Below are 16,861 nucleotides of genomic sequence, written 5' to 3'. Positions count from 1 at the left end.
CTCGGCAGCTCGGAGACCTCGAACCCTCCTCGCGCGGTGCGCCAGGAGGTGACGGGGCTGCCGGCGCCGGTGCCCCTGGGTGGCGGCCGCTGACCATCGCGATGGTCGGTCAGAAGGGGCTGCCCGCGACGATGGGTGGGGTCGAGAGACACGTCGAGGAGGTGGGCAGCCGACTGGCATCCCGAGGTCACGAGGTGCTCGTGTTCTGTCGGTCGTCGTACGGCTCGAGCGCACATCAGTCGTATCGCGGCATGACGTTGCTCGAGGCCCCGACGATCGCGACCAAGCACCTCGACGCGATCGTGCACAGTGCTGCCTCGACGTGGGGCGCGCTGGCTCGGCGTGCAGACGTCGTGCACTACCACGCACTCGGTCCGGGCCTGATGACGCCGGTGCCGCGATACCTCTCGCGTGCAGCCGTGGTGATGACGGTGCACGGCCTGGACCACCAGCGGGACAAGTGGGGAGCGCCGGCACGGGCCGTTCTCGGTGCGGCCCACTGGATGAGCGGTCGGGTGCCGAACCGCACCGTGGTGGTCTCCCGTGATCTGGCTGCGCACTACGGTGAGCACTTCCGCAAGACCGTGGCGTGCATCCCCAACGGGGTCACGACTCCCGTGCTCACGGACGCCAGCGACTTCGTTCGATCGATCGGCCTCGTCCCTGATGAGTACGCCTTGTTCGTCGGCCGTCTCGTTCCCGAGAAGCGCCCGGACCTGCTCATCCGGGCCGTGCTGGCGAGCGACTGCATCCGCCAGCTGGCGATCGTCGGCGACTCGTCCTTCAGCGATGAGTACAGCCTGCACCTGCGTGAGCTCGCCGGGGACGACCCGCGGATCGTGTTCGCGGGCTTCGTGGGTGGCGCGCACCTGGAGGAGGTGTTCCAACGCGCCGGCGTCTTCGTGCAGCCCTCCGACCTCGAGGGACTCCCACTGACTCTGCTCGAGGCGATCGCCAACGGTGTCCCGGTGCTGGCGAGCGACATCGCTCCCCACCTCGAGGTCATCGGCTCCGGTTCACCGGCGCACCGGATCTTCACCCGAGGGGACGTCGACTCGCTGCGGACTGCCTTGGAGCAGATGCTCGACGGCGCCCTGGGGGGATCCGGGGACGACCTGCGGGTCCGCGTCCTCGAGGACTACTCCTGGGACTCCGCAACCGACCAGCTGGAGGACCTCTACCTCCGAGCGGTGGACGGACGGCGGGGGAGAGTCCGGTGACCGTGGTGACAGCGGTGCCCGTGCGCGTCATGGCGCCGAGAGAGATCCGTGACGTCGAGCTCGTCCTGGACGGCATCCTGCCCAGTGGGCACGTCCTCGGCGGACGGATCGTCAGTGCGCCGGGGCCGTCTGCTCGACCACGGGGGGCGGTCTGCGCCGGGTTGGTGGTGGATCCTGATCTCGCACGTCTGGCCAGTGCCGCAGGATGTCTCACCCTCGTCGACCAGGAACAGACTCCGCTGGCCTCACTGGCGATGATTCGCGCAACGCCCACGGCGGTCGGCAACGACGTCGGCGACGAGGTGCTGGTGACGGGGACCCTGACGCGCGAACGGCTCCGTGAGAGCGGCGCCGCTCGAGAGCTGGCCGTCGACCTCACGGTGTCGGCGGGCGCCTACGACGGCCTCATCGTGTTCGGCCGACCGGCCCTGACCTCCGACGAACCGCGGCTCACGACATTCCTGCGCGAGGTCCGTCGCAGCAGTCCTCAAGCTCGGGTGCTCGTGGCGGTGCCTGACCAATCGGTCGACACCGCAGGGGTGCCCACGCTGCTCATGGCGGAGCTCGCCTCTCGTTCGGTCGATCGCGCCTCCGCCGGAGCGGGCGGTGTGCACGTGGACGTGGCCACCGCGCCGTTGGCGTGGCGTGACCCGGTCAGCGACCCCGCGCTCGTGGCAGCCCTGTCGGCTCACGTGGGCGCTCGCAACGTGCTCGTCCTGAGCGACGATGTCGGGCTCGACGACGCCGCCGCTCGCTGGCGCGACGTGGTGGGACAGCTCGACGACGGAGGCGTCCACCCCGCGGTCCTGCATCCCACCGATCTCGAAGCCCTGAGCCGCTGGCGACCTCCTCGTGCCCGCCGCGGACTGGTCGTGATGTTCACCGGCCTGTCGGGGTCCGGCAAGTCGACCATCGCCCGCTCGTTGGCGGCGAGGATCAGCCAGCAGACGGGTCGCACGGTGTCGCTCCTGGACGGAGACGTCGTGCGGCAGCTCCTGTCGTCCGGGCTGGGCTTCGACCACGAGTCCCGGCTTCTCAACGTCCGGCGTATCGGCTTCGTCGCCACGGAGGTCGCACGTCATGGCGGGCTCGCGATCTGCGCTCCCGTTGCTCCGTACGCGCAGGCGCGAGACGATGTCCGGACGATGGTCGGCGAGGTCGGGGACTTCGTGCTCGTGCACGTCAACACGCCCCTGCAGGAATGCGAGCGCCGCGACCTCAAGGGTCTGTACGCCAAGGCCCGAGCGGGGCTCATCCCGAACTTCACCGGTATCTCCGACCCGTACGAGGCTCCGACGAACGCCGAGATCACGATCGACACGACGGCTGTCTCGAATGCCGCCGCGGTCGAGCGACTCTTCATCTATCTGGCCGGCGGAGGCTGGCTCGAAACGGGGACCCCATGACCATCGACTGGCTCCTGGTCGCAGCCTCTTTCGGGATCGGCGTCGTCGTCGGCCTCACGGGCATGGGTGGTGGCGCGCTGATGACGCCCGTGCTCGTGCTCGTCTTCGGCATACCACCCCTGACCGCCGTGTCGTCCGACCTCGTCGCGGCCGCCGTGATGAAGCCCGTCGGCTCGATCGTCCATCTGCGACGCGGGACCGTGAACCTGTCACTCGTCAAATGGTTGTGTGTCGGGTCGGTGCCGATGGCATTCCTCGGGGTCATGGTCGTCAAGTCGCTGGGGACGGACGCCGTCGTCCAGCAGACCATCCAGGTGGCCCTCGGGGTCGCCCTCCTGATCGCCGCCTTCGGCCTGGCCTTTCGGGCGTACACCAGACTCCTCGAGCGGGCCCGACGCCGCGACGGCCGAGGGGAGCCCCTTCCCCAGGAACGTCCGCAGGTGGAGGTTCGCAGGCTCCCGACGATCCTGGTGGGGGCGGTCGGGGGGCTCGTCGTCGGGATGACGTCGGTGGGCTCGGGTTCACTCATCATCATCGCCCTGATGGCGCTCTACCCCGTTCTCAAGGCCAGTCAGCTCGTCGGGACGGACCTCGTGCAGGCCGTGCCTCTGGTTGCCGCGGCAGCGGTGGCCCACATCTTCTTCGGCGACTTCCAGCTCGCCCTCACCACCTCGCTGCTCGTCGGCTGTGTCCCCGGGGCCTGGGTGGGGGCCCGGTTGTCCTCGCGGGCTCCGGGAGGGTTCATCCGGCGCGTCCTGGCGTTCGTCCTTCTTGCCTCGGCGCTCAAGCTGCTCGGCCTCGGGACCGCGGCGACCGGCATCGCCCTGCTGGCCGCGTTGCTCGTGGCCCCGACGGTCTGGATGGTCGTCCGTCGCGCCAACGGCTTTCCTGCCCTGGCTCGAAGCCAGCGTCACGCGAAGGCTCGCGCGGCATCCGACGTCGGGAACAACCCCCAGACCGCAGCACGATGAGCACCGGTGCGTCCGTGGAGACATCGACTTCGAAGTCGGACCGTCGCGCTGACAGCGACCGGATGGCCCGCGGGGGCGGGCTCAACCTAGCGGGCGCCATCCTGCAGCAGTCGGCCCTCTTCGCCATCGTCACCCTGCTGGCGCATGTCCTCGGCAAGGACGACGTCGGCCGGTATGCCGAGTGCTTCGCGCTGCTCTCCCTGCTCGGCCTCCTGGCGATGGCAGGTTTCCGCTCCGGGCTCACACGTTTCGTCGCGATCCACCTGGCCGACGCGGATGTGTCGCGGCTGCGTGGGACGGTGCGCCTCGGGATGGGGATCACCGCCGCCGGCTCCCTCGCGCTGGCGGTGGCCCTGGGTCTGCTCGCGCCCACCATTGCGCGCGTGATGGGCGATGCCCAGCTGGAGACGGGAGTTCGCCTGGTGGCGCTGACGCTGCCGGCGCACGCGCTGTCGGAGGCAGCGCTGGCAGCCACGCAGGGGTGGCGGAGCCAGAAGGCGTACACGCTCATCGGCCGCATCTTCGACCCGGTCCTACGTCTGGCCCTGACCGTCGCGGCGCTGTGGCTGGGCTATGGGTACCTCGGGGCGATGTGGTCGTTGGTCATCGCGTCGTGGGTGACGGTTCTGCTCGCCCTGGGGGCGCTCTGGTTCCGGATGAAGCACGTGCCGCAGGAGCGAGCCGTCTACACGATCAGGGACATCATGTCGTTCTCGATGATCAGCTGGGCGTCTGCTCTCGCCGCCACCGGCCTGATCTGGGCCGACACCCTGATCCTCGGGGCGATGACCGATGCCGGACAGGTCGGCGTGTACAACGTCGCGACGAGGCTGGTCACGCTGGCGGTCTTCGTCCTGCCGCCGATCACCGCGACCTTCGCCCCCCACATGGCCCACCTGCACCACTCCCAGGACTACGCCGGAGCAGCCCGGGCCTACGGCAGCGCGACCCGCTGGACCCTGCTCCTGTCCATGCCGGCCTTCGTCGTGCTGCTCGTCTTCCCCCAGCAGCTGCTCAGAGTCTTCGGCGGCGGGTTCACCGAGGGCGCGATCGTCACGGTCATCCTCGCGTGTGGTCAGCTCGTCGGCGCAGCCGCCGGACCGTGCGGCGTCGTGCTCAACATGTCGGGACGAGTCGGACTGAGCCTCTTCGACAATGCACTCATCCTCGTCGTCAACATAGGGCTGAACCTGCTCCTCATCCCCCGCTGGGGGATCGTGGGTGCAGCGGTGGCCTGGAGCGCATCGATCATCATCGTCAACGCGGTCAAGGTCATGCAGGCCTGGAGGATCGTCGGCATCCGCGCCGACGGGGCCTCGACCGGCAAGATCGTGCTGGCAGCTCTCCCGGCTGCCGGCGCCGGTGTGCTGGTCAACCACGTCATCGACAGCTGGGTCACGTCCCTCGTCGTCGGTGCGACCGCGTGTGCCGTGGTGTACATCGCCTTCATCGTGGTCCTGCGACCCCACCCGGAGGACGTGCGTGCCCTGCGCCGCCTCCGCCACCGTCTGTCCTGAGCCTCGAGGGCGCATTGCAGTGCGCAGCACACAGGGAGAGGCGGTTCAGCTCGAACCGCCTCTCCCTGGGTTCGGGCTCGCGTGGGCTCAGTACCCCAGCTCGCGCAGCGTCCTCCTTGAGGTGAACCAGAACAGGCTGCGGACCAGGGGATCCAGCTCAGCGCGGTAGGTCCCCACCCGCGACGCGTACACGCTGCCGTCAGTCCCGGCCTTCTGGTTGCGTGCAGCGAGCTGCCGGTGGTAGCGCTCAGGGACATCGTGCTTCTTGGTCGCGAACTCGAGAACCTCCGGCTCCCAGTCCTCACCGAGCCACTCGAGCAGCGACCGCAGGGTCCGCTCCGTGTCGCCCACGAGGTGGTCGTAGCGGAGCTCGTAGTACGAGCCCGTCGGCAGCGCCAGGCCGGCGCTGCGGGCTGCGCTGATGTAGCGCGGCCACTTCACCGACGACTTGACACTCGACCAGTACCCGAACCGTTTGCGGTGTGAGACCGCCACGTCGCGACCGTCCCGGATCACGTGCACGATCTGCGCGTCTGGAAAGACCTGCAGGAGAAAGGGAATGTGCAACGCGTACCGCGGGCTCTTGTCTGCCCACCGCGTCTTCCCGCGCGAACGGGCGTAGTCGCTCTGGATTCCCTCGAAGAACACGCGGATCCGCCTCAGCCACTCCTCCTGCGAGTAGCCGAACTGTGAGAGCCGCTTCCAGTCCGGCCCGACGATGCGCTCCAGGTCCTCGAGGAAGCGCGTCTCCGGACCGCAGCTGATCTGCGAGTGGGAGTCGAGCATCAGTCGGAGCATCGTCGTGCCGGACCGTTGGCAGCCCACGATGAAGATGGGCTGGTGACTCCCGTCAGACACGGCTCCTCGCCGCCTCAGGCGCAGCCTCCTGCTCGGTGTCACTGAGGATGTCCGGATCGTCGATGCTGCGCGTCCTCGTCGAGCCTGCGACCGGGGATGCGTCGGCGTTGAACGGCTCGTGACCGTTGATGGTGTGGGCGTCGGGCCCCGTGGCGTGCTCGTCGTGCTCAGCAACCACTGCTTCCTCGTCGACCGCTGCTGTCTTCCGTCCCCGCAGACGAGTGGTCACCTCGATCAGCAGAACGAGCAGAACCGCAAGGAACAGGCCGACTCCGATGATGACGGGGAGGGTGGCGACGAGTGTCGCCTTCTTGTCCGCGGGGGTCGCCGGTCCGAGGTAGACGACACCGTCAGACGTGGCGGCCGCCTTGAGCGCCAGCGCATGACGCCACTCTGCCTGGGCCTGCGCCAGGTCGCTGCTCGCCGCGGTCTGGCGTGAGTTGAGGTCGTTGTACTCCGCCAGGATCGGCAGGAACGCCACCAGCTCCTTCTTCGCCGCGGCGATGGGCGCGTCCATGGCCGCAGCACCGATCGCGTTTCCGCTGGCTCGCATGGTGGCCTGCTGCTGCTGCAGGCTCGCGACCTGGCCGAGCTGGGTCTGGTACGCCTTCGGCGGGTCGGCCATCTGGTACTTCGTCGCGAGGGCATCGATCGCGGCATTGGCATCCGTAGCGGACTGCTGGGCCCGATCACGCGTGGCCACCGCCTGGTCAGCACGTACGGTGACCATGTGCTTCAGGGTCTCCTTGGCAGTCGCATTCGCCACAGCCGCGGACAGCTTGCGGTCCCCGCTGGTGAAGGCGACCTGGATGTCGCTGCTGGTTCCGACCTGGGTGACCGCGACGCCATCGGCCTGATCGACAGCGCTCACACCGGTCTGGGTCTGAACGGCCTGTCGCGTCTGCGGGTTCTGTGAGGCAGCAGTGAAGGCGGCGACGAACTGGGCCGTCCCTTGAGGCCCGCTGAAGGGGCTGCCATCGCTGCTGACCAGCGCTCCCGAAGACACGGTGGCGGTCGTGGTGTACGAGGCGGGTGCCGAGAGGATGAGTACGGCGGCCGCCAACCCAGCCAGTACGGGCACGGCGACAAGAATCCACCACCGCCGACGGGCAATGCGGAGGTAATCGATGATCTCCATGGTGTTCCTATCTTGGTGAGAAACGATGTCGGTCGACGGTTCGGTCGTCCGTCACGGGTGCGTGCAGGTGGTGGGCTCAGCGGTCATAGTCCCAGGCGAAGTCGATCCCGGGCATGGCGCGGAGCTGGTCGTTCAAGGGCGTGTAGTAGTCGACGAGACGAGCGAAGGTCGCCGGAGTCATCTCGCCGTAGGGCTTGTTGGCGTTGCGCGGCTCGAGCTGGTCGCTCCGGTGCGGCTCGAGGCCGAGAAACGAGAAGACGCGGTCCATCTGGCCGTGCGGGTCGGCGAACAGGGCCTCGCTCTGGACGACGAGAACCTGCTCGGGTCCGAAGAGGTCGTGGAAGGTCTGCAGCTGCTGGGCGTAGTGTCCGCGGCGGAGGTAGGCGTGGTAGCGCCAGTGGACTGCCGAGTACGCCGGGTCGGCAACGATCCGAGCCTCTTCGCCCTCGAGGCGTGAAGCCTCGAGATCCAAAGCGCGCTCGAAGGATTCGTCTTCGTGCCCGCGCGCCATCTCGTACGCATGATGCGACCAGGCGCGAGCCACGGGATCCCGCAGGCACATGACGATCTTGACATCCGGCAGCGCGTCTCGAATCCGGCGCGGGGAGAGCGGGTGGAACATGTAGTACGGGCTCGACTCCCCGACGAGCCCGAAACTCTCGTCGAGTTTCGGGAACTGCGATGTGTACCAGTGGAATCCACGATCGAAGTTCACATCGAAGTAGTGCGTGCCCTTGCCGGACCTGCTCTGCCCCACCTGGGGATGCAGCGTGATCCACTCGGCGAGCGAGGTCGAGCCTCCTCGTTTGGTACCCACGACCAGGTATCCCGGCAGCAGTCGCTCACCGCGCGAAAGCCGCGCGCGCAGCGGAGCCAGTGTGGCCCCCATTGAACGGCGTGACATCACAATCTCTCCCGGCGCGAGCACGTTCCCCCCATGGTCCTTGTGACCCGGCGCCGCTCGAGCGATTTCGAGCCTAACCGGCGGACTGGCGCTGCACTGGGGATTCGCGAATTCCACGGAAACCTCCAGAAAGGGCACCTCTCGAGAACTGAACGGTTACAGTCCCAGCGGGGCCAGGTCGCGGCATGCACCCCGCCCGACAAGGAAGAAGACCAGTGAGTTGCACCATGACGAGAACGCAAGAACTCACCGCGAGCGCCACAGGGGGCCAGAGTGCCCGGCAGGCCGCTCACGGCCTGGTGGTGTTGGGGGCGGCGGTCTGCGCCCTGGCCGGCTGCACGTCCAGTCAGGGCGTCGCGGCGCCGGTCTCGACAGCAGCCGTCACGAGGACGGAGTCCACGTCGACCACTGCTCCGCTACCGTCCGTGACCATGTCCAGCAACAAGCCGAGCTCGTCGGTCACAGCGCCGGCGCCGGGTCCGGCGGTCGGCGCGGCCCTGGCGGCGGCCATCGACGACCTCTCGAGCAAGAAGCGCAACGTGGTGTCGCTCGATGGCGCCCGAAAGCAGCTGCAGGCGGGCAACGTCGCACTGGGACAGGCCCGAGCCACAATCACGGCCATTCGGACCGCCGTTTACGGCAGCCCTCGTAATTGCCCGGCAGCCTTGGCGCAGAACGGCATCGGCCGGACCAAGGCCGGCGTGGCCGTCAACAGCGCCAACGCCGTCATCAACGCTCTCGTCTCGCGACGCGCGCAGCTCGCTGCGCTGGCGCAGGCCGCCACGACCGTGGAGCGAGCGGTAACGGCCCAGCGCTCGACGCTCGCATCCATGCCCAACGTCCAGGCTGCCGTGGCCTCAGCTCGATCCACGATCGCGGCGGAGACCGCGGCCACTGACAAGGCCACCCAGTCAGCGGTGTCATTGCGTGACAATGCAATTCAGGTCAGTGCCAACGGTGCGCAGATCCTGTCCAAGACCTGCTGATCCGACTGCGCGCTGTCGCTCGTCGACCGGGAGCTTCCCGTCCTGCGTCGAGAACGACACTGGGTCGATTCGCTGTGTCGGACCATGAGAAGTATTGTGCCGCAAGCATTTCGACCGTTCCGGTGGCGCGCTCTGCGAACTTGCCCGGGTCACTTCCGTCGTTGCACCACGAGAAGCCGTGACCGCGGGGCATAGTGGACCCGGCAGGAGGTTTCGATCGACCTCACCATGCAGTCACAGGGAAAGCACTCGGGCCAGCATGTCACCATCGCAAATCGCACAGCAGTGGGCGCCAAGAGGGCCGGCGCAGGCACGGAAGGGTCGCCACGCGAGTCCCGGCAGTGCGCGAAGGTCGGCGCTGACCGTCGTGCTGCAGATGGCCTTGGTGGTGCTCGTGACGGCGGGGGCGCTGGTCTGCGGCCTCAGCATTGTCGGGGGCGACAAGACGCGGGCCGTGCTTCCCGTGGTCGCCATGGTCGCCGTCGGCCTGGGGTTGCTGGCCTTGACCCGGTTCTCGGCTTTCGTGCTCCTCCTTCTGGCGGTGCGGCCGACCCTGGACCTGCTGAAGCTGAGCTCGAACTCGACGGGGACGGCCGTCGGCAACACTGCCTCCCAGCGCGGACTCGATCCCTCCAGCATCGTGGGTGTGCTGTTCCTGCTCGCGGCAGTGGTCTGGCTGGCGGGTCGTCTGCGGAGCGGCCAGCTCGTCGCGGGCTCGAGGCTGCGCACAGCGATGCTCGCATTTCTGGCCGCATGTGCACTGAGCGTCGTCGGGTCGATCCAACCCCAGGCAAGCGTGCTCGAGGTGCTCCGGATCGGCACGGTGGTGATGATGTTCATCGTGCTCGAGCAGCTCATCACGTCCCGAGCTGCATTGATCCGGGTCCTGGTCACCTGTTATGGCGCCATGCTCGTACCGCTCGGCTTCACCCTTTTCGGGATCCTGACCGGCTCGCCCAGCTCTGAGGTGCGAGGGAGTTTCACGCGGCTCACGGGGCCCTTCAACCAGTCGAACACCTTCGCCCGTTACCTCGCCTTCCTCCTGGTCTTCGGGATCGCGATCTATCCGTACGTCAAGCCGAAGCTGAAGCTCCTCTTCGTCGCGATGTTGGGTCTCTCGTCGGTGTTCATGCTCCTCACCCTGACCCGTACAGCCATTCTCGGATCGGTCGCCGGGGTTGTCGTCATAGCCCTGGTGCAGAAGCGCAAGGGCCTCATCGCAGGTCTGGTCGCGATCGGAGTCGCCGCCCTGATCGCCCTGCCCGGTGTGGCTGCCCGTTTCGGGACTCTCGACAGCGGGAGCGTTCCGCAAGGGACCCCGACCGGGAACACCCTGGTGTGGCGTCTGCACTACTGGACCGAGGTCATTCCTCTGGCCAACGCCAATCCCGTAACGGGCATCGGGCTCGACTCGACCCAGTACCAGACCGATGCGGCCAAGCAGCCGCACAACGACTTCATCCGGGCCTATGTGGAGACCGGCCTCGTCGGCTTGGCCTTCTACACCTGCATGCTTGTCGCATTGGTGGGCAACGCGCGCCGTGCCGTGCAACGAGCGCCGAGGAGCACGCTCGAGGGTGGGGTTGCGGCAGGGGCGCTGGGGTGTGCGGTCTGTTTCGTGCTGGACAGCATGGCAGCCAACGTCATGTCCAACGTGGTGAGCCTGTGGTACCTGATCGCCTTCGCCGCTGCCGCAAGGTATGTCTCGCGTACCTACGCGTCGGGACCGCGGGGTTCCAACGACCTGCAGAGCAGGCCTGATGTGGGTGTCGTGTCTGCAGGGACTGCCTGACGGGGGCCGCCGCCCGCGCGGCACACATACGGCGAAGGGGACGACTTTCAGCCAATTCTCAGCAATGGGCCACCGCAGGCTCGGGGCCGCCTTATGGTCGAGCAATTCGAAGCGATGCCTGGGACGTCTGTCGAAGAGGGTCGACACACTTCCACCGGGGGGTGGCACGTCGGGGGCGCTCGAGGGGGAGGTTAGGACATGGGCAAGCAGATCCACCGAATGGCCATTGCCGCAGCAGGGGCGGCGGTCGTGGCCCTGGGGCCGGCGGCCTACGCGGCGACGTCGACCGTCACGGCGACGGCAGAGACCATAGACCGCAAACCGGCCGGCACGAACGATGCGGACGACCCGTCGTTCTGGGTCCATCCGAGTGACCCGTCGAAGAGCCTGGTCATCGGCACCGTCAAGGAGGCCGGTGTGGATGTGTACCGGACGGACGGCTCGCTGGTGCAGACAGTGCCGATTCCGTCGGGCAGTCGCTACAACAACATCGAGGTCCTCTACGGCATCAACCTCGGTGGGACCACTCGCGATCTGGCTGTGCTGAGCGACCGCGGCACCGACAAGCTGCACATCTTCGCCATCAACGGCGCCAGCGCCACCGCGCCGCTCAGCGAGGTCACGGCGAGCTCCGCTCCACTCGTCTTCGGGGGCACCAAGAAGATCAACTCCAAGACCACCTACGGTCTCGCTGGGTGGCGCAACCGCGCGACCGGCAAGGGCGAGGTGTTCGTGACGCAGGAGAACACCACCAACCTGGCCAAGCTCGTGCTCATCGACGCCGGTGGCGGCAAGGTGAGCTATCAGCGCGTGGCGTCACTGAGCCTGCCGGATCACTTCACTCTTCCGAACGGTTCGACGTGGAAACCCTGCTTCAACCCGAAGCACCCCGACTGGGTGGCGCACGCCGAGGGCATGGTCGTCGACCCTGACACGGGAACGCTCTGGGCCGACCAGGAGATCGTCGGTCTGTGGAAGATGAGCACCGACCTGACCAACCCCGTGCTCGTCCACAAGCTGACCCGGTTCGGCCAGAAGTACAGCGTCGTGAGCGACAAGTGCAAGATCGACGCCGCCTCGACCAGCTATGGCGAGTCCTACCTTCCGGGTGACCTGGAGGGCATCGGCCTCTACCGGGCTGGGACGACCTCGAACGGCTACCTCATCATCTCGAACCAGCAGAAGTCGATCTTCACCGTCTTCAGCCGCAACGGCTCGAGCTATCTCGGAACGCTCGCCATCGGCGGCGGGGCGTTCGACGCGGTGAACGCCACCGACGGCCTGGATGTCATCAACGTGAACATGGGTCCGAAGTACCCGCAGGGCATGCTCGTCACCCAGGACGGGAAGGACGCCCCGGAGGGCGGTACCAACTTCAAGTTCACTCCTTGGCAGAGCGTCGCCAGCTCCATGGGTCTGGTGGTCGACACCGCCGGCAGCCCCCGGAACTGAGGCAGGAACGCATTCTGAGCGATACACGACAAGTCACTTGGTGGGGCTGGCGTGGCCCCACCCTGATCCCGAGGAGACGGACATGCATAGGGGAATGGCGCTGATGAGCGTGGCTGCTGCTGCGGCAGCCTGGGGCGGCATGGCGCTGCCCGCACAGGCGGCGACGAGCTATCGGGTCACGGTGACTTGTTCGGTGCCCAAGTCGCAGCCCGAGCGGCAGCTGGCGCCCAACTCGTGCCTCAACTACCTTCCCGACGGCACCCAGACGTACACCGCGAAGGTCCGCGACAGCAGCGGCAAGCCGGTTCGCGGCGTCGTCGTGACGTGGACCGACTCGGACGCCCAGGACGCGCTCTTCCGGGTCAACCAGAACCCCTGCGTCACGAACTCCAGCGGATCGTGCTCCGCCGAGCTCGTCGACAAGCACCCGAAGGCCGGGGAGAAGATCAGCGTCACCGCGTCCGCGGGCGGGTCGTCGGGCAGCGGTCTCCTGACCTTCCAACGCTGATCCACACCACGAAAAGCCCCTGGTCGCTACGGCGCCAGGGGCTTTTCGAGGTGGTCACAGCGCGGAGAACTTGGCCAGGTGCGCGACAGGCTGTCCGGCAACCTTGGTGAAGTCGCCGCCGAGCCACAGGTCGTGGGTGCTGGGGTCGACCGCGGCCGAGAGCACGCCGAACGGGCTGTCCAGGGCGGGAGCCCAGGAGGTGACCTGTCCGCCGGACCACGAGACCTCGAGCACCTTGCGCCTTGGGAGGTTCTTGTCACACAGGAAAGGTGCGCCGGCGCCGGTGTTGCCGACGCAGTAGTTGGTGAAGTGGCCACCACCGAAGACCGAGTCGCCGTCGACGGCGACGGCCTGGACGTCGCCGTCCAGCTGGTAGACCTGCTGTTGCAGGGTGCCGTCCTGCTTGAGCAGGAGGAGGTGGCCGCCAGAGCCGGCCTGGCCGACGTACACGCCTTGCGCGTCGGCGACGACCTTCAGGACCGGGAACAGCGAGTGCGGGGCGAAGCCGGAGTCGTTCTTGCCAGTGGCGGCGCTCACGGCGCCGAGGTAGGGGTAGGCGCCCTGCCCGTTCAAGGTGGTGAAGAGCCCCCCGACATAGACCCTCCCGCCGTCGGCGCTGAGAGCCAAGGTGTTGACCTTGGCGTTCGCCTTGGGCTGCCAGCCCGGGTCCAGGGCGCCGCTGGCGAGGGAGAAGGCGGCCAGCTTGGACCGGCTCGCGGCCCCGACCTTGGCGAACTCGCCGCCGACGTACAGGCTGGAGCCGGACGCGGCGAGCGCCCTCACCGGCTTGTTGATCACGGGGCTGAACGACTGCACCTGTGCACTGGTGACGCTCAGGGCCGCGATGTTGCTCCGGCTTGCGCCGCCGACGCTGGTGAAGGAGCCGCCGACGTACACGGTGCTGCCGGAGACGGCGATCGACAGGACCTCGCCGTTCGCGGCTGCGGTCCAGGACGTCAGGTCACAGGTCGCGACGTCGATCGCGGCCAGCCGGCTGCGCACCTGGGCCTTTCCGGACCGGTCCGTGACTTGGGTGAAGGTGCCCCCGATGAAGAGGGTCCCCCCACTGATCGCCATGGAGCTGACACGCCCGTTCGGTTGGGCGCACGGCCGGACGGCGGTCGGAGCGACGGAGGCCATGGCGGCCGATGCGCCCCCCACCACCAAAGCGGTGGTACAGAGCGCGGCAAACGGAAGTCGAGTACGCATGTGAGTTCCCCCAGTTGAGACGTTTGAGCGGCGACGCCCCGCGGTCGCCTCGGCAGCACGTGCCGCGGTCTCAGCAAAATAACAGCAAAGAGTTGTCGCGAGGACGCGAATTGGCCAGGTGTATTTATGCCCCGACAGAGCAAATATCCTCTTAGCAATACATATCCGACTTGTCGTATTCGCCCAGTGTGCGCATCCTTTCCCCGGTCAGGCGCGGGGTCGGAAAGGGCGTGTTTGCATCAGTTGTCTGCACTTTTTGTGTGCTGAGACGTAAATATCCGCGATGTGTTCTCCGCAAAGCGCTTTTCGCATTCTTCCTTGTTGCTAAGGTCCTTTTCGTTGGTCCTGGGGGGCAGGACCGGTGGGCACCATTCGGTGCACCGCCTGGGGGAGGCGAGCCGTCGCTCGCTCGTTACCTGTGGAGCATTCATGAGGACATCTCGTATCCGTGCACTGGGCCGACACGCGTCAGGCAGTCGGGGGCGACCGGATCGGTCCACAGGGGTCCGACTCACCCTCGCTGCCGCCGCCGCGGCGAGCCTGACCGTCGCAGCAACGCTGTCGGTGACGGCGCCGGTGGCGTCGGCCGCGACGGCCCTGCCCGCGGGTCCGGCGCTCTCGCCGAGCGCTGACGGCACGTTCTGGGGCACGAACGGTCGTGTGGTCGACATCGTCTCCAACGGGACCAAGGCCTGGATCGCGGGCGGGTTCGACTACGTCGGTCCCAACACGGGTCGGGCGGTCACGGTCAACTCGAGCTCGGGTGCCGTGGTGCCGTCCTCCAACGTCGTCGACGGCACCGTCAACGCGTCCGCGACCGACGGCAAGGGCGGCTACTACCTCGCCGGCGACTTCTCGCGTGTTGCTGACGTGCGGCGCCAGGGCCTCGTGCACATCAAGGCCGACGGAAGCGTCGACCGTTCGTGGCCGGCGACCGCTGTGACGACCACCGTCACGGTCAAGGGCGTCACCAAGTCGCAGACCGGCTCGGTCAAGTCGATCGCCGTCGCAGGTGACCGTCTCATCATCGGAGGGGACTTCGACACGGTCAACGGTGTGCGCTCGTCCCGTCTCGCCGCCATCGGTCTGGACGGCAACGTCATCCCGTCCTGGCAGGCGTCGGCCAGCGCCACGGTCAACACCCTGGCGGTGGTCGGCAGCAAGGTCTACGTAGGTGGGTCGTTCACCACCCTCAACGGCGCCAGCCGTGCCTACCTGTCCCGGGTCCAGCTGGCCGATGGCGTCACCGACCCGACGTTCACGGCGCAGACGAACGCCCCGGTCTTCGCCCTGGACGTCCAGGGCGGCGCCACGAGCGCCCAGGACACCGTGCGGCTCGGTGGCGACTTCACCAGCGTGACCAGTGCGGGTGGCACCGCAAGTCGTTCCCGTCTGGCCGCCGTCGACGGCGGCGGTGCGGTGCTGCCATGGGCGGCCTCGGCCAACGGGACGGTCAGAGCCATCGCGACGGACCCGGCGACCGGGACGACGTTCGTGGGCGGCACGTTCAGCCAGCTGTCCGGACAGAACCGCACGCAAGTCGGCGCGTACACCGCAGCGGGAGCGCTGACCGGCTTCAGCGCTTCGCTGGCCGGATGCCAGGCTCCGCACACGCTCAAGTCGACCTACACCCTCCCCGCCTGCGCCGTCGAGGTCCAGGCCCTCCAGGTCGCAGCAGGAACGGTGTACGTCGGTGGCGTCTTCACCACCAGCCAGGGCAGCCTGCGCCACGACGCGGCCTCCTACTCCGTGGCCACCGGGCAGCTCACGCCGTGGCTGCCCATGCCGGGCGCTCGGGTCCGCACCTTCACCAGCCTGGGTGCCACCACGGTGATGGCCGGCGACTTCGTCAGTGCCGGCGGCCAGTACCGCCGGGGCGTCGCCAAGATCGATCTCGCCACCGGGACCCTCGATCCCACCTTCAGGGCCGACGCCGACAACATGGTGCTCGACCTGGAGCTCAGCGCGGACCGCACCAAGCTCTACCTCGGCGGCACGTTCAAGGCCGTCAACGGGGTCACCCGCCAACGGATCGCTGCGGTCGATGCGACCACCGGAGCCCTGGACACGGCCTTCGTGGCCAAGGTGAACAAGGACGTCTACACGATCGCGGTGCGACAGAGCTTCGTCTACCTCGGAGGCCAGTTCACCCAGATCGGCACGGTGGCCCGAGCGCATGCGGCCCGCATCTCGGCCGTCAACGGCTCCGTCGACACCACGTGGACCGCGAACACCAACGGGCCCACTGGGACGACGTACCACGAAGGCATGGTGCTGTCCCTGGCCGTCGCCCCCGACAACTCGCGGGTCTTCCTCGCCGGGCCCTTCAAGACCGTGAACGGCGTGGCCCTGAGTGACGGTGTCGTGGCCCTCAGCGGGGCCACCGGGGCAGTGCTGCCCAAACAGCTGGGCGGGGTCCGCAGCTGTGGGATCTACCACTGGATCGTCAGTCTCAAGCTCAGTGACGACGGGCAGCGGCTCTACGGAGGCGACGTCTGTCCCGACTGGATCTACCAGTGGGACGCGGTCAACCTCTCGCAGACCAAGGCCAACGGTCTCAACTGGAGCACGGCCTGCAACGGCGGCATGCAAGGCACGCTCGAGGTGAACGGGACCTTCTACTACGGCACCCATGGCGGCGACAAGGGCAACGGCGGCTACTGCTGGCAGTCCCCGACCGTTCCCACGCAGGTGGCCCAGCAGAGGTTCTTCGCCTTCCGAGCGAGTGACGGAGCGCTGACCGACTATGCCCCGGCATTCGACTCACCCATGGGTGTGTGGTCCTTCGCAGCCGTCCCACAGGGGCTGCTCGTCGGTGGCGACTTCACCGTCGCCGGTGACCGCAACACGGTGGCCCAGGGTCTGACCCTGTTCCGCGGAACGCCCTGACCACCCTGAGG

Annotated in this window: 14 protein-coding genes; 9 read left to right on the top strand and 5 right to left on the bottom strand. The window is 67.7% G+C overall.

Translation table 11 applies throughout. From position 1 onward, the window contains the following. Positions 1-101 precede the first annotated feature (101 nt). Genes AC1DIW_RS12215 through AC1DIW_RS12200 form a run of 4 tightly spaced genes read left to right on the top strand, consistent with a single transcriptional unit; the run spans position 102 to position 5,114 of the window. On the top strand, positions 102-1,220 hold the full coding sequence (locus AC1DIW_RS12215; protein ID WP_478108458.1) for a glycosyltransferase family 4 protein: 1,119 nt from the start codon (positions 102-104) through the stop codon (positions 1,218-1,220). After that, on the top strand, positions 1,217-2,626 hold the full coding sequence (cysC, locus tag AC1DIW_RS12210) for an adenylyl-sulfate kinase (protein ID WP_478108456.1): 1,410 nt from the start codon (positions 1,217-1,219) through the stop codon (positions 2,624-2,626). The genes AC1DIW_RS12215 and cysC overlap by 4 nt, the downstream gene beginning before the upstream one ends. Beyond that, positions 2,623-3,597 (top strand): sulfite exporter TauE/SafE family protein, encoded by a 975-nt coding sequence (locus tag AC1DIW_RS12205; protein WP_478108454.1) that lies wholly within the window; start codon positions 2,623-2,625, stop codon positions 3,595-3,597. Before cysC ends, AC1DIW_RS12205 begins: the two co-directional genes overlap by 4 nt. Before the next feature lie 14 nt (positions 3,598-3,611). Then, the gene (locus tag AC1DIW_RS12200) at positions 3,612-5,114 is read left to right on the top strand and encodes a flippase (protein ID WP_478108452.1); all 1,503 of its coding nucleotides are present in this window, start codon (positions 3,612-3,614) and stop codon (positions 5,112-5,114) included. Positions 5,115-5,201: 87 nt separating this feature from the next. Here the strand turns inward: AC1DIW_RS12200 and AC1DIW_RS12195 are convergent, their stop codons facing one another. The 4 genes from AC1DIW_RS12195 to AC1DIW_RS12180 form a co-directional block, all read right to left on the bottom strand. Continuing rightward, on the bottom strand, positions 5,202-5,972 hold the full coding sequence (locus tag AC1DIW_RS12195; protein ID WP_442277706.1) for a sulfotransferase family protein: 771 nt from the start codon (positions 5,970-5,972) through the stop codon (positions 5,202-5,204). After that, on the bottom strand, positions 5,965-7,110 hold the full coding sequence (locus tag AC1DIW_RS12190) for a GumC domain-containing protein (protein ID WP_442277707.1): 1,146 nt from the start codon (positions 7,108-7,110) through the stop codon (positions 5,965-5,967). Before AC1DIW_RS12190 ends, AC1DIW_RS12195 begins: the two co-directional genes overlap by 8 nt. A 76-nt stretch (positions 7,111-7,186) precedes the next feature. After that, positions 7,187-8,131, bottom strand: coding sequence for a sulfotransferase domain-containing protein (locus AC1DIW_RS12185; protein ID WP_442277708.1), 945 nt, complete (start codon positions 8,129-8,131; stop codon positions 7,187-7,189). A 229-nt stretch (positions 8,132-8,360) separates the two neighbouring features. After that, positions 8,361-8,525 carry a hypothetical protein gene (locus AC1DIW_RS12180; RefSeq protein WP_442277709.1) on the bottom strand — a complete coding sequence of 55 codons (165 nt, stop codon included), beginning with the start codon at positions 8,523-8,525 and terminating at the stop codon, positions 8,361-8,363. A gap of 28 nt (positions 8,526-8,553) precedes the next feature. Between AC1DIW_RS12180 and AC1DIW_RS12175 the strand changes: the two genes are divergently transcribed. The 4 genes from AC1DIW_RS12175 to AC1DIW_RS12160 all read left to right on the top strand — a co-directional run bounded on the left by AC1DIW_RS12175 (position 8,554) and on the right by AC1DIW_RS12160 (position 12,752). Further along, entirely contained in the window at positions 8,554-9,000 is a 447-nt protein-coding gene (locus AC1DIW_RS12175; RefSeq protein ID WP_442277710.1) for a hypothetical protein, read from the top strand. 376 nt (positions 9,001-9,376) lie between these two features. Continuing rightward, positions 9,377-10,792, top strand: a complete 1,416-nt coding sequence (locus tag AC1DIW_RS12170; RefSeq protein ID WP_478108847.1) for an O-antigen ligase family protein — start codon at positions 9,377-9,379, stop codon at positions 10,790-10,792. A gap of 198 nt (positions 10,793-10,990) precedes the next feature. Continuing rightward, positions 10,991-12,244, top strand: coding sequence for a phytase (locus tag AC1DIW_RS12165; RefSeq protein WP_478108449.1), 1,254 nt, complete (start codon positions 10,991-10,993; stop codon positions 12,242-12,244). 82 nt (positions 12,245-12,326) lie between these two features. Then, a complete protein-coding gene (locus tag AC1DIW_RS12160; RefSeq protein ID WP_478108448.1) occupies positions 12,327-12,752 on the top strand; it encodes an Ig-like domain-containing protein in 426 nt (141 codons plus the stop codon). Between the two features lie 54 nt (positions 12,753-12,806). On the opposite strand, the gene AC1DIW_RS12155 is transcribed toward AC1DIW_RS12160, so the two are convergent. Then, the gene (locus AC1DIW_RS12155) at positions 12,807-13,829 is read right to left on the bottom strand and encodes a hypothetical protein (protein WP_478108446.1); all 1,023 of its coding nucleotides are present in this window, start codon (positions 13,827-13,829) and stop codon (positions 12,807-12,809) included. A 696-nt stretch (positions 13,830-14,525) separates the two neighbouring features. Between AC1DIW_RS12155 and AC1DIW_RS12150 the strand changes: the two genes are divergently transcribed. Then, positions 14,526-16,850 (top strand): hypothetical protein, encoded by a 2,325-nt coding sequence (locus tag AC1DIW_RS12150; protein ID WP_478108445.1) that lies wholly within the window; start codon positions 14,526-14,528, stop codon positions 16,848-16,850. The last annotated feature ends 11 nt before the right edge of the window (positions 16,851-16,861 follow it).

This window comes from Terrabacter sp. 01T434 (genome assembly GCF_056398545.1).
This window is presented reverse-complemented; position numbering and strand designations above follow the sequence as displayed.